Annotated in this window: 19 protein-coding genes and 1 tRNA gene; 14 read left to right on the top strand and 6 right to left on the bottom strand. The window is 60.3% G+C overall.

Annotated elements, in window-relative coordinates; all coding sequences use genetic code 11:
- The first annotated feature begins 34 nt into the window (after positions 1-34).
- A complete protein-coding gene (locus tag HMPREF3155_RS00795) occupies positions 35-772 on the top strand; it encodes a hypothetical protein (protein ID WP_061920207.1) in 738 nt (245 codons plus the stop codon).
- Between the two features lie 9 nt (positions 773-781).
- Here HMPREF3155_RS00795 and HMPREF3155_RS00790 read toward each other — a convergent pair whose 3' ends face one another.
- Complete coding sequence (locus tag HMPREF3155_RS00790) at positions 782-1,648, bottom strand: HAD family hydrolase (RefSeq protein ID WP_083281214.1); 867 nt, start codon at positions 1,646-1,648, stop codon at positions 782-784.
- Positions 1,649-2,054: 406 nt separating this feature from the next.
- Between HMPREF3155_RS00790 and ssd the strand changes: the two genes are divergently transcribed.
- Genes ssd through HMPREF3155_RS00755 form a run of 7 tightly spaced genes read left to right on the top strand, consistent with a single transcriptional unit; the run spans position 2,055 to position 6,450 of the window.
- Positions 2,055-3,080, top strand: a complete 1,026-nt coding sequence (gene ssd, locus HMPREF3155_RS00785) for a septum site-determining protein Ssd (RefSeq protein ID WP_061920209.1) — start codon at positions 2,055-2,057, stop codon at positions 3,078-3,080.
- Between the two features lie 14 nt (positions 3,081-3,094).
- On the top strand, positions 3,095-4,240 hold the full coding sequence (locus tag HMPREF3155_RS00780; protein ID WP_061920211.1) for a TadA family conjugal transfer-associated ATPase: 1,146 nt from the start codon (positions 3,095-3,097) through the stop codon (positions 4,238-4,240).
- The gene (locus tag HMPREF3155_RS00775; protein ID WP_070432340.1) at positions 4,237-5,013 is read left to right on the top strand and encodes a type II secretion protein F; all 777 of its coding nucleotides are present in this window, start codon (positions 4,237-4,239) and stop codon (positions 5,011-5,013) included. Before HMPREF3155_RS00780 ends, HMPREF3155_RS00775 begins: the two co-directional genes overlap by 4 nt.
- Positions 5,007-5,537, top strand: a complete 531-nt coding sequence (locus HMPREF3155_RS00770) for a type II secretion system F family protein (protein ID WP_061920215.1) — start codon at positions 5,007-5,009, stop codon at positions 5,535-5,537. The genes HMPREF3155_RS00775 and HMPREF3155_RS00770 overlap by 7 nt, the downstream gene beginning before the upstream one ends.
- Positions 5,538-5,590: 53 nt before the next feature.
- Positions 5,591-5,782, top strand: a complete 192-nt coding sequence (locus tag HMPREF3155_RS00765; RefSeq protein WP_061920217.1) for a DUF4244 domain-containing protein — start codon at positions 5,591-5,593, stop codon at positions 5,780-5,782.
- Between the two features lie 3 nt (positions 5,783-5,785).
- Positions 5,786-6,130 carry a hypothetical protein gene (locus HMPREF3155_RS00760; RefSeq protein WP_061920220.1) on the top strand — a complete coding sequence of 115 codons (345 nt, stop codon included), beginning with the start codon at positions 5,786-5,788 and terminating at the stop codon, positions 6,128-6,130.
- Positions 6,130-6,450 (top strand): Rv3654c family TadE-like protein, encoded by a 321-nt coding sequence (locus HMPREF3155_RS00755; protein WP_061920222.1) that lies wholly within the window; start codon positions 6,130-6,132, stop codon positions 6,448-6,450. Before HMPREF3155_RS00760 ends, HMPREF3155_RS00755 begins: the two co-directional genes overlap by 1 nt.
- Here HMPREF3155_RS00755 and HMPREF3155_RS00750 read toward each other — a convergent pair.
- Positions 6,447-8,810: a DEAD/DEAH box helicase gene (locus tag HMPREF3155_RS00750; RefSeq protein ID WP_061920224.1), complete on the bottom strand. Its 2,364-nt coding sequence runs from the start codon at positions 8,808-8,810 to the stop codon at positions 6,447-6,449. The genes HMPREF3155_RS00755 and HMPREF3155_RS00750 overlap by 4 nt on opposite strands.
- A gap of 186 nt (positions 8,811-8,996) precedes the next feature.
- Here HMPREF3155_RS00750 and HMPREF3155_RS00745 point away from each other — a divergent pair, with 186 nt between their 5' ends.
- Positions 8,997-9,200: a cold-shock protein gene (locus HMPREF3155_RS00745; protein ID WP_061920226.1), complete on the top strand. Its 204-nt coding sequence runs from the start codon at positions 8,997-8,999 to the stop codon at positions 9,198-9,200.
- A 49-nt stretch (positions 9,201-9,249) separates the two neighbouring features.
- Here the strand turns inward: HMPREF3155_RS00745 and HMPREF3155_RS00740 are convergent, their stop codons facing one another.
- Positions 9,250-9,879 carry a DedA family protein gene (locus HMPREF3155_RS00740; RefSeq protein ID WP_062044397.1) on the bottom strand — a complete coding sequence of 210 codons (630 nt, stop codon included), beginning with the start codon at positions 9,877-9,879 and terminating at the stop codon, positions 9,250-9,252.
- Positions 9,880-10,160: 281 nt separating this feature from the next.
- On the opposite strand from HMPREF3155_RS00740, the gene topA reads away from it, so the two are divergent.
- On the top strand, positions 10,161-13,124 hold the full coding sequence (topA, locus tag HMPREF3155_RS00735; protein WP_070432339.1) for a type I DNA topoisomerase: 2,964 nt from the start codon (positions 10,161-10,163) through the stop codon (positions 13,122-13,124).
- 2 nt (positions 13,125-13,126) lie between these two features.
- Positions 13,127-13,786, top strand: a complete 660-nt coding sequence (locus tag HMPREF3155_RS00730; protein WP_070432338.1) for a hypothetical protein — start codon at positions 13,127-13,129, stop codon at positions 13,784-13,786.
- Here HMPREF3155_RS00730 and HMPREF3155_RS00725 read toward each other — a convergent pair.
- Both HMPREF3155_RS00725 and HMPREF3155_RS00720 read right to left on the bottom strand, forming a co-directional pair.
- Positions 13,734-15,002, bottom strand: coding sequence for a DUF418 domain-containing protein (locus tag HMPREF3155_RS00725; RefSeq protein ID WP_235591324.1), 1,269 nt, complete (start codon positions 15,000-15,002; stop codon positions 13,734-13,736). The two genes, HMPREF3155_RS00730 and HMPREF3155_RS00725, sit on opposite strands and share 53 nt — an antisense overlap.
- Before the next feature lie 60 nt (positions 15,003-15,062).
- Positions 15,063-16,595, bottom strand: a complete 1,533-nt coding sequence (locus HMPREF3155_RS00720) for an adenylate/guanylate cyclase domain-containing protein (protein WP_049147246.1) — start codon at positions 16,593-16,595, stop codon at positions 15,063-15,065.
- On the opposite strand from HMPREF3155_RS00720, the gene HMPREF3155_RS00715 reads away from it, so the two are divergent.
- The 3 genes from HMPREF3155_RS00715 (at position 16,594) to HMPREF3155_RS00705 (ending at position 18,727) form a co-directional block, all read left to right on the top strand.
- Positions 16,594-17,841 carry a DNA polymerase III subunit delta' gene (locus tag HMPREF3155_RS00715; RefSeq protein ID WP_080986266.1) on the top strand — a complete coding sequence of 416 codons (1,248 nt, stop codon included), beginning with the start codon at positions 16,594-16,596 and terminating at the stop codon, positions 17,839-17,841. The genes HMPREF3155_RS00720 and HMPREF3155_RS00715 overlap by 2 nt on opposite strands.
- A gap of 102 nt (positions 17,842-17,943) precedes the next feature.
- Positions 17,944-18,019, top strand: a tRNA-Thr gene (locus tag HMPREF3155_RS00710).
- A 192-nt stretch (positions 18,020-18,211) separates the two neighbouring features.
- The gene (locus HMPREF3155_RS00705; protein ID WP_034969882.1) at positions 18,212-18,727 is read left to right on the top strand and encodes a ClbS/DfsB family four-helix bundle protein; all 516 of its coding nucleotides are present in this window, start codon (positions 18,212-18,214) and stop codon (positions 18,725-18,727) included.
- On the opposite strand, the gene HMPREF3155_RS00700 is transcribed toward HMPREF3155_RS00705, so the two are convergent.
- Positions 18,696-20,291, bottom strand: coding sequence for a recombinase family protein (locus tag HMPREF3155_RS00700; protein WP_062036122.1), 1,596 nt, complete (start codon positions 20,289-20,291; stop codon positions 18,696-18,698). The genes HMPREF3155_RS00705 and HMPREF3155_RS00700 overlap by 32 nt on opposite strands.
- Positions 20,292-20,409: the final 118 nt, after the last annotated feature.

Below are 20,409 nucleotides of genomic sequence, written 5' to 3'. Positions count from 1 at the left end.
ATCGCAGTGGCCGCACAGGTCTATCCTAGAGGATATGGCAGAAAAAGACCCGTTGGCCCCGCTCTTTGCGTTACCCGGTGTGGAAAATTCAGCCGCGCGTGCGGTCGAGAAAATTTCTCGCGCGCACCGCCGTCCTGCTGGATTACGGAAATTTGATGTCATTTCTGCGGAATCGGCGATGCGGGGTGCACGTGCTGCGGTCTTTGTAGATGGGCTCAAAATTTCGCCCAATGTTGCGCCCGATCTATCCCCCGATCTAACTGCTGAAGACGCAATGGAAGGGCCGCTGGCCAATTCCATTAGCGCCTATAGTCTCTTGGCCCCGGAGGTTCAGGCAACCACGGTGCGTACCTTTGCCCGTGCCCCGTTGCAGGTGCTTGCGCGTCTCGACGTCGCGGCCGGCGGCACGGGAATGCCAAACAGCGCACAAGCAGCACGCGTACAAGCCCTTTCTCGTCTTGTAAGTGGAGGAAGCGGCGTTGCCTTCGACCGCCTGCTGCCCGTCGTGGTGCACGCGGAAATTGCGGCTTATGAGGTATTTGGCCCACGCAGTAACTTGATTGGAATGGTTGCCGCACGCCTGGCAGCCATCCATAGCGGATTCGATCCGCGTGGCTTCGCCGTACCGGAGACCTATTACAACCGCCATAGCGCGCAGTATTGGCAGGTCATAGGAGAATATTCGGAAAATCCCGGGCCCGCATTGGAGTTTTTGCTTGCAGCCTGGGCTGCCGGCGGCGTGGAGGCGGATGGAATCGCGCGCTCGGCCTAGAAGCTGGCACTAGGCGCTGGACTTTGGGGCACGCAGAAAATCCGGGTGCTGGTTGAGCCAGAGCCCTGCGGCCACAACCGCTGCGATGCCAGCGACGACGGCAGATCCAATGCCTACTTCTTTTGCGCCCGGCATCGTAAATAGCGGAACCGGATCCTTGAAGGTGCGGATATCCCAGCCATGTTCCAGGGCATGCTTTTTCATGTGGCGATCGGGATTGACCGCCACTGGGTGGCCAACCAGAGCTAGCATCGGGATATCGGTGGCGGAATCAGAATAGGCAAAAGAGACATCCAGGTCGATATCTAATTCCGCAGCGAAGTCCGCAATGGCCTGAGCTTTTGCTGCGCCCTTGCAGTAGTACAGAATCTTTCCGGTGAACTTGCCGTCCACCTCTTCTAGCTCGGTAGCGACTACGCGCTCGATGCCTAGCTCTTCAGCGATGGGGCGCACGAGCGTGGCAGCCGAAGCCGAGATGATGATTACCTCGTGGCCGGCTGCTTGATGGAAATTGATGAGTTCCCGGGCCTCTGCGTAGATGGCGGGCGTGACCACGTTGTGCATGGTCTCTTTGGCGATGCTGTGCACCTCCGCGACGGACCAACCGGCGATCATCGCGGCTAGTTGATCGCGAGTGGCGTCCATCTGCTGGCTGGAGTGCCCCGCGAACATGTAGCTTGCTTTTGCAATCGACATCTGCAGCGCCTCCGCTGGGGTAATGAGCCCGTTGTGCATGAACTCTTTGCCAAAGGCGAAAGCGGAAGATGTGGCGATGATGGTCTTGTCTAGATCGAAGAACGCAGCCACGCGTGCGTAATCGGCGGCCTGCTCTACGGGAGCCTCGCCGCTGCGGTGGTGGCTGGATGCATCATTCATGTTGTGGCCAATGTTAAAGGTGTTGCGTGGCTGCGGCAAGAGGATCGGTGCAATCCAACAAATGCAGGAAACAAGCTGGATTGCTGCTGTTGTCAACCTGTCTCTTACATGTCATAATGAGCCTTGCAAGGCCCCGATATACAGTGCGGCCTGCCCCGGCTCACCCCCCCCGATGCCGGGTTACCGATGACCCGCGCACACCCCCCCCGAGGCGCGGGTCATCATCTATTTACAGGCGGGATGCCCTAGAAACCACGCGTTCAGGAAAGTACCAACCGCACTATTTCCACAGTTTTTAGCTGATACGTCACCTTGAGTCGCGGTAGGTGCTTTAAAACCGGCGAGTTATCCACAGCCGCAAAATTGCCTCTAGTGCTGGGGATATCGCTTCACCAATGCTGGAGGCATGAGTTCATACGACGCCAGCATCGCTATCGCAGTGGGAGATTCCGCGCTGCGGGTGGAAGTAATCGCCGCGGCAGCGGCGACGAGCGCGCAGGTTACTGCGGTTGAGGACCCGCGTGACTTCGCGCGGTACCTGCCGAAAGCCACGGTCATCGTTGCGGATAAGCTCACCGCGGAATTAGTCGCCAGCCACAGTAGGGCACCAGTGCTTTTCGTCGCAGCAGATCCAGGACCCATTGATTATGAGGCCGCCATGAAGTGCCGCAGCGCCGAGGCCTTTATCATTCCGGCGGAATCGAAACAGCTTTTGAGCGCTTTGGCGGATCGAGTCCGGCCGCAGCAGACAAGCGGCAATAACTTCGCGTTGGCCATAGTTGGCGCGGCAGGGGGAGTAGGAACTTCGACTTTTGCTTATGCCGTGGCGAGCGTGGCAGGGGCCGGACTGCTTATCGACGCCACCTCTTACTCCGGTGGGCTTGACCTACTGGCAGGAATCGAGGAGGAGCCGGGAGCGCGTTGGCCGGACCTTGCGGCAGGTAGCGGAAGCGTAAACGCAGTGGATCTACATCGCGCGTTGCCGCGAGTAGGCGAACTGGGAATTTTGGCTGCTGCGCGGAGTGGCCATGCAGGCCAGCCGAGTATTAAGCCGGCGCGCCGGGAGGCTATTTTTCAGGCTGCCGCGATGCACCCAGCCGGGGCAGTTTTCGATTGCTCGCCCCTTGAAATCCCACAGGCCTGCGAGCATGTCGTAATCCTAACGGCTGCAGAGGTGCGCCCGACTGCCGCATGCGCCAAGCTCGTGGCGGAGCTGGAGGCCAAACAACAAAAATGCAGTGTAGTGGTGCGCTACAGGCAGTGGTCAGGCCTTTCGAAGGAAGACATCGCCAAAATTGTTCATCGCGATCCGATTGCCGAAATTCCCACGCTCCGGGGTCTTACCAAAGCTGCCGATACGGGTGGCCTACGGCGGCTGCCACGCGGGCTGCGGGTGGCTGCCGAAAACGTTGTCGGCGAGGTCCTGGCATGAGCGGCGGTGCAGGGATGAGCGAGATAAATCTCTTGGATAGGTTGCGCACGATTGTGGCCGCGTCGCCTGAGTTGGTGGCTGACACTACGGCGCTCGCGCGCCGGATTCGTCAGGAGGCAGGCGTTATCAGCGATGCAGACGTGCTGGATCTGCTGCGTCGCCTGCGGCATGATTCCCTGGGCCTGGGAGTCCTCGAGCCGATCCTGGCGCAGCCCGGGCTTAGCGACGTCGTGGTTAACGGCCCGCGCAGTTGCTTTATCGACCGAGGCAATGGGCTAGAACCCACGCCAGTTTCTTTTGTCGATGATGCCGAAGTCCGCCAGCTGGCCACGCGCCTGGCCGCAGTAGCAGGCGTGCGCCTCGATGATGCGCAGCCTTTTGCCGATGGTCGGCTTGCCCGTGGGGATGGCACTGCGTTGCGCCTGCATGCTTTGTTGGCACCGCCTTCGGCTGGCGGGACGTGCATCAGCTTGCGCGTGCTACGCCAGGCGCAGACGAGCCTGGAGCAGCTTGTTGCCAGCGGGAGTATCGCGAAAGAGGTGGAGCCGCTGCTGCGGGCCATCGTGGAAAAACATGCTTCCTTTCTCGTCATTGGCGGCACCGGTGCGGGAAAGACCACTTTATTGTCGGCGCTGCTGGGCACGGTGCCTAAGAATGAGCGCATCCTTGTCATCGAAGACACCGCGGAGTTGGCGCCGCTGCATCCGCATGTGGTGACTTTAGTATCCCGGCGCGCTAATGCAGAAGGCCGCGGTGAAATAACGATGGCTAAGTTGCTGCAGCAGTCTTTGCGTATGCGCCCCGACCGCATCGTGGTCGGTGAGATTCGTGGTGCGGAGGTCGTGGACCTGCTCGCCGCATTAAACACTGGTCACGATGGCGGAGCAGGAACGTTGCATGCCAACTCCGTGTGGGAGGTGCCAGCTCGCATGGAGGCACTCGCCGCACTGGGTGGGTTGGACAGGGCGGCGTTGCACTCCCAACTGGCCGCCGCAGTGCATGTGGTCCTGGCGATGGAAAGAGGGCCTGAGGGAAGGCGCCTGGCACACATTGGGGTGCTGGAAGGCAATCCGGTACGGCCGCAGCTTATCTGGAGCGCCGACACCGGGCCGGGGGAAGGCTTTAGTGAGTTTGTTGAGCGCTTAGGGGTGGCGCAATGACTTTTATACTTCTGGCTTTAGCTGCGCTTTTAGCGCAACCATCCGCCGCGCGGCGCTTGCATCAAACGGAAGGGCGCAAGCGTGTCCCGACGCTTTTGATTGGGCCAATCGTCTTTTGTGGTGGGCTGTGCTTTTACGTCTTTGGCCGCTTAAGCGTCGCCCTCGCAGTGCTCTGCGTCGTTGCCTGCGCGGTGTGGTACCTGCGGGATATCAACTCCGCGCGGAGGTCCCGGCGCGCCCGCAAAGAACTCGCCACGTTCCTGGGCACGGTCTCTGCGGATCTGCGGGCCGGTGCTACGACGGCCGGTGCCCTAAAGCGTGGCGTGGAAGCGCTACCTGCGGATTGCCCCGCCGCCGTGCTCGTGCCGCTGCGCACTGCGGCAGGCATGGCCGCCCACGGTGGGGCCATCCACGGTCCGCTCGTTGCGGCCACGGAACCGGCGGTGGTGCGGCTAGGCCACGTCATTCGGCTCTCTTCTTTGCACGGCGTGGCGCTGGCGGGGCTGGTGGAGCAAGCCCAATCCCAGTTGGATGCGGCCCGCCGGCATGTGCAATCCACGGAGTCTTCTCTGCAAGGTCCGCAGGCCACCGCGCTTATCCTGGCATGTCTGCCGTTGGCCGGCATCGCCATGGGAGGCGCGATGGGCGCGGATTCGCTGGGGCTGCTTTTAGGAGGCGGACTTGGTGGCCTTCTTCTCGTCATAGGGGTTGGCCTGGCCTGCGGCGGGTTTGCGTGGTCGCGCTACATCTTAAGGAGCGCGACGGCATGCTGACTTATCTTTGCCTGGCTCTTGCACTGTGCATTCCCACGAGCGCGCCGCTGCGTCGGATCGTGCGGCCCAAGACTCCGCGGGATGGCCCCGGAAAGCAGCCGGCACCGCTCGATGTGGCCGCCGACCTAGAGCTCTTCGCCGCCTGCGTGGAGGCAGGGCTGTCGGTACGTGAGGCCTTGGCAGGCGTGGCGTCGACAAGCGCGTGCGCTGCCTGGAAGGAAGCGGCGACGCTGCTGGGCGTGGGCGCTCCGCTGGCCGCTGCCGTGGACGTGCTGCGTGCACAGCCGCAACTCGAAGATCTCGCCGGATTACTGGAGCTTTCCGGGGAATCGGGTGCGGCGATTGCCGCGGGCTGTCATCGCCTAGTCGAAACCTTGCGGGCGGAAGCCACAGCTCATGCAACCGCTCGGGCAGAGCGCGCCGGGGTATTCATCGCGCTGCCGCTGGCAGTGTGCTTCCTCCCAGCCTTCATAGTCCTGGGATTGGTGCCGGTGATTTTAAGCCTCGGCTCCCAATTGTTGTAACCGTAAACCACACATTTTTCACCTCAATTCACCCACAAGGAAAGGAAGAGAACATGCACAAGATTGCTGCTCAGATTAATACCGCTTTCAAGAATGACGACGGTATGTCCACCATCGAATACGCCATGGGTTCGCTGGCCGCTGCGGCCCTTGCGGCTGTGCTCTATGCCGTCATCAACGGCGGCCAGGTGCCAGACGCTATCGAATCCATCATCACTGACGCTTTGTCTAACACTCCGGGTTAAACAATGCGGCGCTGTTATCTTCACATCGTTCGGCGCCTTAGCGGCGACACTGGTTCGGTCACCATTGAGGCAGCCCTCGGCTTGAGCTCTTTGGTCATCGTTGCAGCCGGTGCCGTTGCGGGTGTCGCGACGATGGCGGCCCACCTGGCGGCTGTCGACGCCGCCGGTGCCGCTGCGCGTGCCTATGCGATAGGCGAGGACTACTCCCAGGAGAAAGTAAGCGTCGACATCGCTGAAAGGGGTGGCCTCGTCACCGCACAAGCCACCGTGCGCTCGCCGTTGGGGGAGATGAAAGCGCAGGCAGTGTTTCCGGCCGAGATAGCGGGTTCGGCGGGAGGTGGGCAGTGATGTGCCGCAAGGACGCTGAGGCTGGCTATGCCACCGTGGTTAATGCGGGGATCATCGTTGCCATCGTCTCCCTCCTCTTGGTCGTTGTCACCGTGGCTAGCCGCGTGGCAGCGCGCCATGAGGCGCAGGTTGCCGCCGACATGTCGGCGGTGGCGGCCGCGTGGGAACACGCAAAAGGCCAAGACGGGTGTGCTGCGGCGCGGGAGACCGCGCAGCACAACAATTCCAGTGTTAGGCAGTGCCGCGTGGTCGAGCGCGATGTCATCGTCACTGTCGCCGTGAGGCGCGTGGAGGCGGTGGCTCGGGCTGGTCCGGTCTAGGTCTCGGTGGGCATGGGCCCTGACTGCGTCATCGTCACCAGTGCACCAAGCAACTTAATGGCACCGGCCTTATCCAGCGGGTTGTTGCCGTTGCCGCACTTTGGTGACTGCACGCACGAGGGGCAGCCTGCCTCGCACGGGCAAGAAACCACCGTTTCATACGTGGTGGCTATCCACTCCGGGAAGCGGCGGAAGCCTTCATCGGCAAAGCCAGCGCCGCCCGGGTGACCGTCGTAGACAAAGACCGTAGGCAGACCAGTATCCGCATGCTGCGCCGTGGACACGCCGCCGATATCCCACCTATCGCAGGTAGCAATCAGCGGTAGCAGGCCAATCGCCGCGTGCTCCGCCGCGTGCAGAGTGCCCGGAGTATCGGCGGCGCTCACACCCATTGCTGCAAGCGCCAGCGGATCAATGGTGTAGGCCACCGCACGGGTGTGCAGGCGCTGCTGCGGCATGTCCAGTGGAATGTCATCGCCAACCGTGCCGTCGGGCAGGCGCACCTGGTAGCCGGTTACTTGGTCGACTACCTCCACTTCTACGTTGGCCACCCACAGCCCCGGCGCATAGTTGATGAGCTCATCGGCCTCGCGCACGATGCGGATATCCGTAGTCGAGCGCGGGGTCGTTGTATATTCCGGCGTCTTCGGCTTTGCCAGCGCCAGGTAGTCCGCAAAGTACAGCTGTTCAATTACGTAGCTTTCGCCCTGATGCAGATACACCGCGCCGGGGTGGACCTGGCTGGCGGCGCGTCCAGCGTCGATGGTGCCAAGCAGGCGGCCGTCGGAAGAATCCACGATCATCACTTCCTCGCCCGCGCCGCCGCGCAACGATACCGCCGAGTGTGCGGTCTCCGGGGTGAGCTCTTCGCCCGCCGGGATGGGCGCTGCAAACCAGCCACGGTCGCGGCGTCGCAACAGCCCGCGCTCCGCCAAGGAATGGACAACCTCCTGCGCACCCAGCTGGGCGATCTCCGCATCTTGCAGCGGCTTTTCCACCGCCGCGCAATAGACATGGCCGAACAAGATATAGGGATTTGCCGGGTTAAACACGCTGGCCTCCACCGGCCTTCCCAGCAGGGCCTCCGAATGATTCACCAAGTAGGTATCCATCGGCTCGTCGCGCGCGACCAAGACCACCACGGAGCCTTGCCCGCGTCTTCCCGCGCGGCCCGCCTGCTGCCAGAAGCTAGCCACCGTTCCCGGAAAGCCCGCAATGACCACGGCATCAAGGCCGCCGACGTCAATGCCTAGCTCCAGCGCGGAGGTGGTGGCGACGCCGAGCAGCGTGCCGTCGTCAAGCGCGTGTTCTAACTTGCGCCGGTCCTCAGCTAAGTAACCCGCCCGATAAGCCGCGATGCGACGGGCGAAATCGGGACGTCCGAGGGAACCAGATAGCTCCTCCGCGGTGCGCAAGGCCACCGTCTCCGCGGCGCGCCGGGAACGCACAAAGGTAAGAGTGCGGGCGCCTTCTGCCACCAAAGTCGCCATCATCCCAGCCGACTCGGTGGTTGCGGCATAGCGCACGGGAGCGCCATTTTCGCCCTCCGCGCCATCGATGAACCCGGGCTCGCAAAGAGCCACCGTCCGCGCGCCCGTGGGCGCGCCGTCTTCTGTGACCGCAACCGTCTCACGCCCGGTAAGGCGCTGCGCATGCAGTGCTGGGTCCTTCATCGTGGCCGAGGCAGAAATCACCACCGGATGCGCGCCATAGTGCTCGCATAAGCGCAGCAAGCGGCGTAAAACCAGCGCCACATTCGCGCCAAATACTCCCCGATAGGAGTGGCACTCATCTACGACGATGAAGCGCAAGTGCCGCAAGAAACGCGCCCAGCGTTGATGCGAGGCCAGCATCGACATGTGGATCATGTCTGGATTCGAAAAGATAAAGCGCGCGTCGTCCCGGATGCCGGCTCTGGATTCGGTGGGCGTATCGCCGTCATAAGGCGCCGCGACCACACCACGCAACTGCTCAATCTCACGGCACATCTGCAAAACCGCGTGCAGCTGATCCGAGCCCAACGCCTTAGTGGGGGTGATATACAAAGCGCACGCGGTGGGCTCTTCCGCCAGCCTGGTCAGGATGGGAAGTAGGTAGCCTAAAGATTTGCCGGAGGAAGTGCCGGTGGCGACCACGACGTCGTTGCCCCGCCATGCTTCTTCGGCCACTTTAACCTGGTGCGAATAAAGCTTTGCCACGTCATGGCCCTGCAAATAGGTTTTAAGCCCCGGCAAAACCCAATCTGGCCACGGACCGAATTGGGCAGGTTTTGCCTCTAAAGTGGTGACGGAAGTAAACGTTGTTTCATCGAAGCGGCGTTGCAGCAGCTCGACTAATTCTTGGCCGAGGGGGTTGGGCACGCTACCCCCTTTCTAAAAAGATTTACGTGGCGAGCTATCGCCAGCTAACCAAACGTGCCACACTGGGTGCTAGGCCGATAAATTCTTGGCTCAGTGTTTTTCTTTTGGTTAGTGCTGGCGAAGATTTGTTTTCCACAATCCATTTTGTCCACTACTAGTAGACACTTACATAGAAGGTTAAACACCATGGCACAAGGCACCGTCAAGTTCTTCAACGCAGAAAAGGGCTACGGCTTTATCGAGATGGAAGATGGCTCCGGCGACATCTTCGTTCACTACTCCGAGATTCAGGGCAGCGGCTTCCGCACCCTGGAGGAAAACCAGAAGGTTTCCTTCGAGGTCGCCGAAGGTCAAAAGGGGCTGCAGGCCCAGAACGTCACCGCCCTTTAAAACGCGGCGTTTAAAAGCTCACACACGGCCCCTTTAAGCCTTTAAAGGCTTAAGGGGTTTCTGCATATCCGCGGCGGGTATCCCACCACTCGAGCACCGCATTCTGGGCCTTTTGTAGGCCAAAGCCGATGATGACGGCGGCGATGATGCTGACAATCATCGCCACGGCAGGAGAATCCGAGAAGGCCTTGCCACCCACGAAGCCAATGGCCAGCGCCTGCGCGGCCCAGATGCTGACGCCGATGATGTCGAAGAAGAAAAACAGCGGCCAAGGATAGCGCATCGAGCCCAACAGGATGGTCATGAAAAGGCGGGCCGAAGGGATAAAGCGTGCGATGATAATCGCCGCGCCACCGCCGCGGCGCATGTTGCGCTTGACCCAAGCCAGGCCCTCGTAGGCCTTGGTGCCCTTCTGGACGCGATTGACCAGCGTCATCAGGCGGGTGCCGAGCAGGAAGCACAGGTTATCGCCCACGATGGCGGCCAGAATTGCCACGAAGAACATCATGGGGATGTGCGGGTAGCCCTGCGAGGCTGACCATGCTCCAACCATGTTGAGCGGGATCTCTGAAGGCAGCACCGGGAAGAAACAATCGAGGAAAATCAATGTTCCTACCAGCGGGTATACCCATTGGGTTAGCATGACTACTTCGATCCATGCGGTGACGGATGCAACCATCATTCCTCCCCATCGGGTACGCGATTCGTGTTACTGTGCCTGTTACTGTGCCCAGTTACTGTGACAAAGCGTCCAGTATAACCGTGCATGTCTAAAGGCAGCAGGTAAGGCAGCGCAGCTGCCCTAATAAGTACAGAGTAAAAGAACTTCTGTACGCTATTGCTCAATTGCCTTTTGATCGTGCTCGTTTAACGTAGCGTGAACAAAGGGCGTTGTATAACCGTTGTAGAAAGCAACGTGTGAGCGACAAGTGATCGCATCATCGAAAGGGATGAAGTCGAGTGGCAGAAGTAGCCGGGAAAACCCTGGTCATCGTCGAGTCGGCGACGAAGGCTAAGAAGATCCAGCCCTACCTAGGCGACAATTACATTGTTGAGGCCTCCGTGGGACACATTCGTGATCTCCCACGTGGCGCCGCCGACGTCCCGGCGAAGTACAAGAAAGAATCCTGGGCGCGCCTCGGCGTCAACCCCGAGGATGACTTCACCCCGCTCTATGTCATTAGCCAGGACAAAAAGAAGAAGGTCGCTGACCTTAAAGCCAAGCTGAAGCAGTGCGATCAGCTCTATCTCGCAACAGACCCCGACCGCGAGGGTGAGGCGATTGCGTGGCACCTGCTTGAGGTGCTTAAGCCAAAGGTGCCGGTGCGCCGCATGGTCTTCAACGAGATCACCAAGTCCGCCATCTTGGAGGCGGCAGAAAACACCCGTGAGCTCGACGAGAACCTGATCGATGCGCAGGAAACCCGCCGCATCCTGGACCGCCTTTATGGCTACGAGGTTTCGCCGGTGCTGTGGAAGAAGGTCATGCCGCGCCTTTCTGCCGGCCGCGTGCAGTCCGTTGCCACCCGCGTCATCGTCGAGCGTGAGCGTGAGCGCATGGCGTTCATCTCCGCCGAGTACTGGGATCTTACCGCTCGCCTGCACAGCGAGAAGGCTGAGGCGAAGGAAGTTTTCGATGCTCGTCTGACCGCCATCGACGGCAAGCGTGTTGCCCTAGGCCGTGACTTCGATGATTCGGGCAAGCTCAAGAGCGACGAGGTGGTCGTCGTCAAGCAGGCGCACGCACAGGCGCTTGCCGACGCCCTGAAAGGCGCCGCTTTCTCCGTCACAAGCGTCGAGCACAAGCCATATACCCGCAAGCCTTATGCGCCGTTTATGACCTCGACCCTGCAGCAAGAGGCGGGCCGCCGCCTGCACTACACCTCCGAGCGCACTATGCGCATTGCGCAGCGTCTTTACGAAAACGGTCACATCACCTACATGCGTACCGACTCGACCTCGCTGTCTAAGCAGGGCCTGAACGCGGCGCGTGGCGCGGCTAGCTCCATCTTTGGCGCGGAGTATGTCGCTGATTCCCCGCGTATCTATGACCGCAAGGTGAAAAACTCTCAGGAGGCCCACGAGGCGATCCGCCCGGCGGGCGAAAAGTTTGCCACCCCGGGCGAGCTGTCGAGCCGCCTCGATGCCGAAGAGTTCAAGCTCTACGAGTTGATTTGGAAGCGCACCGTGGCCTCCCAGATGGCAGATGCCAAGGGAACCTCCATGAAGGTCACGGTGGCTGCGAATGCGAAGACCGCCGAGGGCGCGCAGGACGTTGAGTTTTCTGCCACCGGCCGCACCATTACCTTCCCGGGCTTCCTGAAGGCCTACGAGGACGTGGCTAACAAGAATTCCGACGGTGAGTCCCGCCTGCCGCACCTCGACGAGGGCGACGCGCTGGCCTCCCAGGAAGTTTCCGCTGACGGTCACTCCACCAACCCGCCGGCGCGCTATACCGAGGCCAGCCTGGTTAAGAAGATGGAAGATTTGGGCATTGGCCGTCCTTCCACCTATGCCTCCATCATCAAGACCATCCAGGACCGCGGCTACGTGCTCTCGCGCGGCAACGCGCTTGTGCCATCTTGGGTTGCCTTCGCGGTCATCGGCCTGATGGAAGACAACTTCACCGAGCTGGTGGATTATGACTTTACTTCCTCGATGGAAGACGAGCTCGACGCGATTGCCGCTGGTAACGAGAACGGTACCGAATGGCTCAAGGGCTTCTACTTCGGCAATGCTGAGGCCAAGGAGCAGAAGGCGGATTCCATCGCGCGCCACGGCGGCTTGAAGTCCCTTATCGATATCAACCTTGAGGCCATCGACGCTCGCAAGGTCAACTCCTTGCTGCTCTACACCGACTCGGAAGGCCGCGACGTCTTCGTGCGCGTCGGCCGCTATGGCCCGTACATCGAGCGCGTGGTGGGCACGGCCGAGGACGGCACACCGGAGTATCAGCGCGCCAACCTTTCTGAGACCACCACCCCGGATGAGCTGGGTGAAGAGCTCGCTGAGAAGCTCTTTGCCACCCCGCAGGGCGGCCGCGAGCTGGGTGAGAACCCCGCCAATGGCCGCATGATCGTGGCCAAGGAAGGCCGCTTCGGCCCGTATGTCACCGAGCAGGTGCGCGAGGATGAGCGCGAGAAGGCTGAGGCCGAGGCCCTCGAGGTGGTCAAGCAGGAGCGCGAGGCTGAGGATAAGCAGCGCGCCGAGGAAGGCAAGCGCGCCAAGAACTGGGAGACCAAGACTGCGGAAAAGCAGAAGGAAAAGCGCATCGCCGAGTACATCGACGAAAAGCTCAAGCCTGGCACCGCTTCGCTGTTTAGCTCCATGGAGCCTTCTTCGGTCACCCTGGAGCAGGCCCTGCAGCTGCTTTCCCTGCCGCGTGAGGTGGGCGTGGATCCTTCCGATAACGAGGTCATCACCGCACAGAATGGCCGCTATGGCCCGTACCTGAAGAAGGGCAGCGATTCCCGCTCGCTGGCTAACGAAGAGCAGATCTTCTCCATCACCTTGGACGAGGCGCGCCGCATCTACGCGGAGCCGAAGCGCCGTGGCCGCGCCGCCGCGCAGCCGCCGCTGAAGCAGCTGGGTGACAATGACGTCTCCGGCAAGCCGATGTCCGTCAAGGATGGCCGCTTTGGCCCGTACGTCACCGACGGCACCACGAATGCTTCGTTGCGCCGCGGCGACGATCCCGCAACGCTTACCGACGCCCGTGCCAACGAGCTGTTGTCCGAACGCCGTGCCAAGGAAGCCGCGGATGGTGGTAAGAAGAAGACCACCAAGAAGGCTGGTAAGAAGTCGACCAAAAAATCGACTAAGAAATCCACGAAGAAGGCAACCAAGAAATCCACGAAGAAGTCGACGGCGAAGAAGCCTTCGCCAGGCACTAAGAACGTGGTCAAGGCAGGCAGCCGCAAGTAGCGATGGACTTCCTGCAACGCACTGAACAGGGCGCCGCCGCGCTGTGGCGGGCGGTTTATCCCGCAATTACCGATCCCGCCGGCCACCCCGCGCGCCTAGGGCTTTTAGCCGCCGGGGAGGCCAGCGCTTGGGCGCGCATCTTCGGGTTTGAGCCTCGGCTTCTCGACGCCGCGGTAATAGCTACTCTATGCACCCAAACGGCGAACCCGGTGCTGCGCGGTGGTCTTGCCGCGGGGTCGGTGGGCCAGTACTGCAAGCGCGGCGAACCGAATGCTCTAGGCATTGCCGCCATTGCCTTGCATCACGGGGCTTATCTGTATCTTTTGCGTGCGCAGCGCAACGACAAGCTGGGCTGGGGCCTGCGCATCGGCGCGTGGGCTGGCGGTCTTGCCGTATCTAAGGGCCGCTACCGCGCGGCCACCGCAGTGGCTGGTGCGGCTGTTGCCGCCACTTCGGCGCTCGCAGGGGATCCAGCCTTGCGCGCAGACGCCACGAAGGGCGCGAGCCACGGCGCCAACCTCATCCTCTTTTCAGAGGGGCTTACCCTTGCACGCACCCTGCCCGTCAACCCGCTGCGCGATAGCCGCCTGCTGGGCGCCGCCGAGGCCGCTAGCCGCGTGCTTGGACATTTCCTTCTGGTTGATGCACTGGAGCGCCACTGACGGGTGATTCAATGCCGCTAGGCGGCTGCCTTTTTAGTTCTGGCCGCATCGTCTTGCCATAAGAAATTCGGCGATGCAGCCACTCGAACGGGCCCGGCTTGCCAAAGTATTCGAGAAGGCAGGCCAGCAGCAGAGTGAGCAGCCAGTTGCCCACCGCCAACAAGGCCAAGCCGGAGGCATAGAACTGGGAGCCGATGTTCAAGGTGAACGGGAAAATCACCGCGAAGAAGATGATCGACTGCATGATGTAGCCGCTCATCGAGCGCTTACCCAGCGCACTAAATGGCCACAGCCACCAGGGCAGTGTTTGCACCTTCTCTAGCACCAGCGCGAGCATCGCCAGGATGCCCGGGCCGGTAATCACGCCGACGAAGGTGTTGAGCTGAAAGAAGGCCCCCTCGGCTTCCGCGGGGAGCACGCCGATAGTAGCAAGACCCCACGGCAGGCCCACGCCCAAGATGATCACTGCTGTAATGCCCGCCCAGATGCGCAGCTCGGCGCGGTGAGACGCGACGTCGGCAAGCGTGCCCTGGCGCGCCCACGTAAAGCCCACCAACATGATGGGTCCGTACATGAGCATGAACGGCCCGGCGCTAACAGCCTGCCCCAACAGCATCAATAATCCATCCAGCACCAACTTTCCATAGGATTGGGGAAGCTCGGAAAAGTTGACGTAATTCATGCCTAATTCCGGAACCAAAAGCGTAAGCACAAACGCACCGATTCCAAGGACCGTAATGATGGTCAGCAGGGTATAAGCGATCTTCTTGAGAGTTTTATCGTGCAGGGAAATAAACATGCTGATGACCAAAGCACAGCAGCCGTAGAAAAACATGATGTCGCCATAGAAGATAAACACCAGGTGGATAATGCCGAAAAGGGCCAGGAAGCCGTAGCGCTTGATGATGACCATGCGCGCTTGGCCGAGCGGGAAGCCGCGGCGCCAAAGGCTCAGGGTGATAAGCCCAATACCGAAGCCCAGGAGCGTGGAGAACATCGGCAAGCCGCGGTTATGCGCGAACATCGCGGTAAAGAGCACGGTTGCTTTATCCCACGCGTTGCCGGAATCGATGCCGCCGAAGTACTGGCCGTCTGGATGGGAGGTGGTAATCCACCCAGTGCAGACGTTGGCTAGGGCGATGCCGAGAAGAGCCATACCACGAGCTACGTCGGGCACGATCATGCGAGGTCGAGACTGAGACACTGCGGAAGTCATGGGGCGCATGTTACAGATTTTATGAAATAAATTCTCGGTTACTGCGCCGCTATTGCTCCGCTATTGTTCCGCGCGTTCAGCAAGCGTGGAGCGGATAGGGCGTGCCAGGCGTGTCATGCGGCGTCGTCCGCGCAGCTCAATGGACTTCATCATGGTCCAGCGGGCTTGCTCTGCCTCGTTGGCACCGCGCAGCGTGGCGGAGTTGGTCAGGACCTGGCCCGGAGTGTCCTTGGCCAGCTCGGTCAGGCGGGCCGCCTCGTTTACTGCATCACCAATGACGGTGTACTCAAAGCGGTCCGCGCCGCCGATGTGGCCGGCCACCACGTGACCCGCCGCGACGCCGATGCCTGCCTGCAGCTCCAAGCCACGTAGCTCCTGACGCAGCTCGCGCGCCGCCTGCAGCGCCATGGAGTTAGCGTCGTAGACGTTAAGCGGAGCGCCGAATACGGCCAGCGCGGCATCGCCCTGGAACTTGTTGATGATGCCCTTGTTGCGGTGCACCACTTCGACTACGTGCTCGAAGAACTTGTTGAGCTCTTCGACGACCTCCTCTGGGGTGTGGTTGACCGCGAAGGTGGTGGAGCCGATGACGTCGATGAAAAGAACGGCTACCTTGCGGTCCTCGCCGCCCAACTCGGGGCGTTCCTCCAGTGCGCGCTGGGCGACCTCGATGCCGACGTAGCGGCCGAAGATATCGCGCACGCGTTGACGCTCGCGCAGGCCGCGCATCATTTCATTAAAGCCTGCCTGCAACACGCCCAACTCGGAACCGTCATAAATATCGACCTGCACATCATTTTCGCCGCGGCGCACGCGGTTGATTGCATCCTGTAGCTCGACGATGGGGTCAACGACGCTCATCATCGCGAAGACGGTGCCAGTAAAACCCGTTCCCAGGGCGGTCAGCGCTAGGGCGATGACCGCGGGCATGATGTCGTTGGCGTTATCCGTGAACATGCCGGTGCGCTGGCCCACGAGCACCAGTGCGATTCCGACGAGCGGAATGCCGGAGGTCATTACCCAGGTATAGATGAGGCGGTACTTAATCGGCGGCTCCAGAGTGGAGTCCTCGAAGCGGCGGGCCACTGCCTGCGCCGCCACGGGGCGCACGAGGCGTTCTGCCTGCAAGTAGGTAAGCAACACCACCAACAGGCCGGCCAAGGTCGTGGAAACTCCCACGACTAGGCCCAGACTGCCGGAGGATTGGGTGGCGATGATGATGGCCAAGACGATGCCAATGATCCACACCAGGCCGGCCACTGCGGCTTGGTAGATGGGGATGCGCAGCACCAGGTTGCGCACCATGTTTGGATCGTGGGCTTCGGGATTGCGCTGCCAGTCCAGCACCGGCCGGAAGAGTAACAGGGTTACCGAAATGCCGATGAGCACGGCGAAGGAAACATAGAGGACGCCGATTAACGCTAAGTGCGGGACGTCGGAAGTAAAGTCCTTAATCTCCGGCATCGGCAGGAAGAAGACCACGAAGGTCATGATCGCCACGGCGCCTAAGATGTTGGATCCCAGAACGAGCGTGGCGTACATAGGCCATTGGGTGCCCATGAGCCAGCGGGCGCCACGCAGTAGTCTGTTCATGATTTATTACTTTAGTTATCCCAGTAGGCTAGGGCGAGTGAATACCGGAAGCGTTGCGCAACGATTGGCAGATACCCCAGCAGTGGCCCAGACCATCTTGGCCGCAGCTCGGGCCGCCCGAGGTGAGGGGGATCTGCGGGCGATGAGTCATTCTTGGCTGCTTACGGGTCCTCCCGGGGCGGGCCGCTCTTTGGCGGCGCTGTGCTTTGCGGCGGCGTTGATGTGCACGAGCAAAGACGAAAACGGGGACCCCGGTTGCGGGCAGTGCGCGGCCTGCCGGGCGGTATTGGAACAACAAAAACACACCGACCTAGTTTTCGTCGATCCTAAGGAACAATTCATCACTGTCGGCGAGGCCCGCGATGTCATCGGCCGTGCGGCGAGCCTGCCCAGCGTGGCGCCGTGGCGCGTGGTTATCTTCAACAAAGCCGACCGCCTGCGCAACGAGGCCGCCAACGCTTTGCTGAAAACAGTGGAGGAGCCGCCGGAGCGCACCGTCATCGTCATGGTGGCTCCTTCCGAGGACCCACAAGATTTCTCCCAGACCCTGCGCTCGCGGTGCCGCCACCTATATATTCCTTCGCCCAGCGTGGAAGGCGTGGTCAAACAGCTCGTCGCCGAGGGCGCCAGCGAACACGATGCTCGCCTGGCCGCCGTCACGAGCCTGCAGCACGTGGGCCGTGCCCGCCACCTGGTACAGGATGCGGCCGCACAAAAGCGTCGCGCCATGGCCATCAACCTGGCCGAAGACGTCTTCCACGGCTCCCAGGCCTTCCAATCCGTTACCGCTCTGCTGAAGTTCATTGAGAAGGACGCCAAGGATTCTCACGCTGAATCCGAAGAAGCGGAGCGCTCCAAAATTGAGCAGTCCTTCGGCATCGGCGCCAAGGGTAAGGGAGCAAGCAAGGCGCAGCGCGACGCCCGCAGTGCCCTGAAAGAACTGGAGGAGCTCCATAAGAAGCGCGCTAAACGCCGCATCGCCGACGGCCTCGATATTGTCCTTGTGGATCTTGCCGGTATCTACCGCGATGCGCTCATGCTCAAAGTTGGCGCTGAGGTGGACATGACCCACCCGGACTTCGCCGGCCTGGCGGGCGAACTTGCCCAACGCGTGAGCGAGGATGGGCTGCTTGCCGCTCAGTCCGCCATCCGTACCTGCCGCGAGCAGCTGCCGCAGAACGTCACCCCGCAGGTGGCTTTCGACGGCATGGTGGGCCGCCTGCGCCTGGCCTGTGGCGCGCGCTAACCAGCACGTGTGCTGCGTGCACACTACAGGTGATAGCCCGATTTCTTTATCAGCCCAGGCCTAGGCTAAACTCTCAGGCGGTGCATATACACACTGCATCGTGCCGCCTTAGCTCAGTCGGTAGAGCATCTCACTCGTAATGAGAAGGTCGCGAGTTCGATTCTCGCAGGCGGCTCCACTTAGACGTCGGATTTGATAAGTACCCTTTTGCGTTAGCGAGTATCGCTTAGGGGGTGTGAAAAATCGCTTGCGTTAGCGGGTTTGGGTTTTGCGTTAGCGGGTATCTTGTTTGCCCTAGTAAAATGCGTATTCAGGGTTTAACGCGCTAACGAAGCGTTAAACCTAAGGCCGTTTCACGAGGAGGTGTGTGGTGAGATCGTATGCGTCCGGCGATGAACTAGCCGCAGAGATTACTAAGCGTGGCGAACTTTTTATCGGCGAGTTCGTAGGCGTTCCTGGCGATGGTTGGGACCGGCTGGTTGACGGTGTTGACCGCACGCCCCGGCAGATGATCGCCTACCAGCTTGGCTGGATGGAATTACTGCTCGGCTGGGAACGTGACGAACAAGCCGGTCTTGACGTGGTGACTCCGGCACCTGGTTTTAAGTGGAATCAACTGGGCGGATTGTATGAATCGTTCTACCAACGCTGGGAGCAGGTATCTACTGAGGATTTGATCGACAGGTTCAAGATCCTGCTTGGTGAGATAGTCAAAATGGTGGGCGGTCTAACCGAATCAGAATTGTTTAGTTCGGGTCAGCGTGCGTGGGCTTCTTCCACCCCGTCGGCGTGGCCGGTGTGGAAATGGGTGCATATCAACACCGTCGCGCCATTTACGACGTTTCGCACCAAAATCAGGAAGTGGAAGAAACTGGCAGCCTGCTAGCAATAGGCACGGTGATTTCAGTGCCGATTCTGAAGACGAACTGGATCTCGTTGGCTCCGATAACGGCATGGTCGATAAGCGCTGTCCACTGGGATGGTTGAAAATGCTGGATGGGCTTGTCGGCCAACTGGGTGTAGGCGGTTTTGATCGCAGTGGCCTTGGCACTCTTGGCAGCAATCTCGGCCTCGATGGCTTGTTTGCGGCCCAGGGTTTTCTGGTATCGCGCTTCTAGCTGGGTGTAGCGGGCGAGGTATTGGTCCTGGTCTTGCGCTACCCGCTGATTTTCTGCAACCAATGATTCAATCTCGCTGGCAAGAGCGCGGATTTTCTCGTCTAGGCGCTTGGACTCCGCTTCGAGCTGGTCTGTATTAAACATGGCGTCGATGACCTGTGGTAGGTGGCTTTGTCCGCGATATTGTTCAGCCAGCTGGTTTAGCGCGGCGAGGAACGCGGTCTGGATTTGCTCATCACGCAAGGTAGCGGTCTGGCAGGGACGGGGATGGTCGTATTTTTGGTTGCACCGCCAGATCGTGTGCTTGTATTTAGTGTTGGATGCCCAGGTTTTGCGTCCGTACCAGGATCCGCAATCTGCGCATTTGAGTCGGCTGGCAAATAGGCCGATTTTGGAGCTGTTGGTTGCGTGGCGGGTGGCCAACTCGTATTGAACCTGATCCCAGACGGGCGCATCAATAATCGGCTCGTGGTTTCCGGTGACGTAGTATTGCGGGACTTCGCCCTCGTTTACTTCGATTCGTTTGGTTAGGAAGTCAGCGGTGAACGTTTTCTGGAGCAGGGCGTCGCCTTTATATTTCTCATTGGTCAAGATGGAGCGCACGGTTGAGGTGGACCAGTTGGTTTTACCTCGCGGAGTCAAAATACCGCGACGCTGTAGCTCGGCACGGATTTCGGTGATCGATGAGCCGTCTAGAAACAGCTGGTAGATCAAGCGCACGGTCGGGGCTTGAGTCTCATCAATAGCGAGGTTACCGTCAGCGCCTTTCTTATATCCCAGTAGCGAGGAGTAGGGCACCATGACTTTCCCATCAGCGAAGCGTCTGCGATGTCCCCAGGTGACGTTCTCAGATATGGAGCGAGATTCTTCCTGGGCAAGACTACTCATGATGGTGATGAGTAGTTCGCCTTTAGAATCAAGGGTCCAGATGCTTTCTTTCTCGAAATACACCTCCACACCGGCTTCTTTTAGCTGTCGGACGGTGGTCAGGGAGTCGACGGTGTTACGAGCAAACCGCGAGACACTCTTGGTGAGGATCAGATCAATTTTCCCGGCTAACGCGTCGGCGATCATGGCTTGGAAGCCCTCACGGTGTTTGGTAGAAGTACCGCTAATGCCTTCGTCGGCATACATGCCAGCAAACACCCAATCAGCACGCGATTGGATGTGGACGGTGTAGTAATCGATTTGGGCTTGATAGCTGGTGGCTTGTTCTTCCATATCGGTGGACACCCTTGCGTAGGCTGCCACCCGGCGTTTGGAGCTAAAACCTGAAAGCGCGCTGTCGTGGATGCGTGTCTTGGTTGCTGGTATCGCGGTAACCGTAGCCACTGTTATTCTCCTTCCAGCTGGGCCAGCGCAATGACTGTCTGGCGCTGATCGTCATGGGTGAAGATCAACTTGTCTTTCATGACCGTGAAGCGTCCTGGGTTTAGTTCCTACCTCAGCT

It is taken from the genome of Corynebacterium sp. HMSC06D04, assembly GCF_001807315.1.
GTDB lineage: Bacteria > Actinomycetota > Actinomycetes > Mycobacteriales > Mycobacteriaceae > Corynebacterium > Corynebacterium simulans.
The sequence above is the reverse complement of the archived record's forward strand: the minus strand, read 5'-3'. Positions and strand labels throughout refer to the sequence as shown.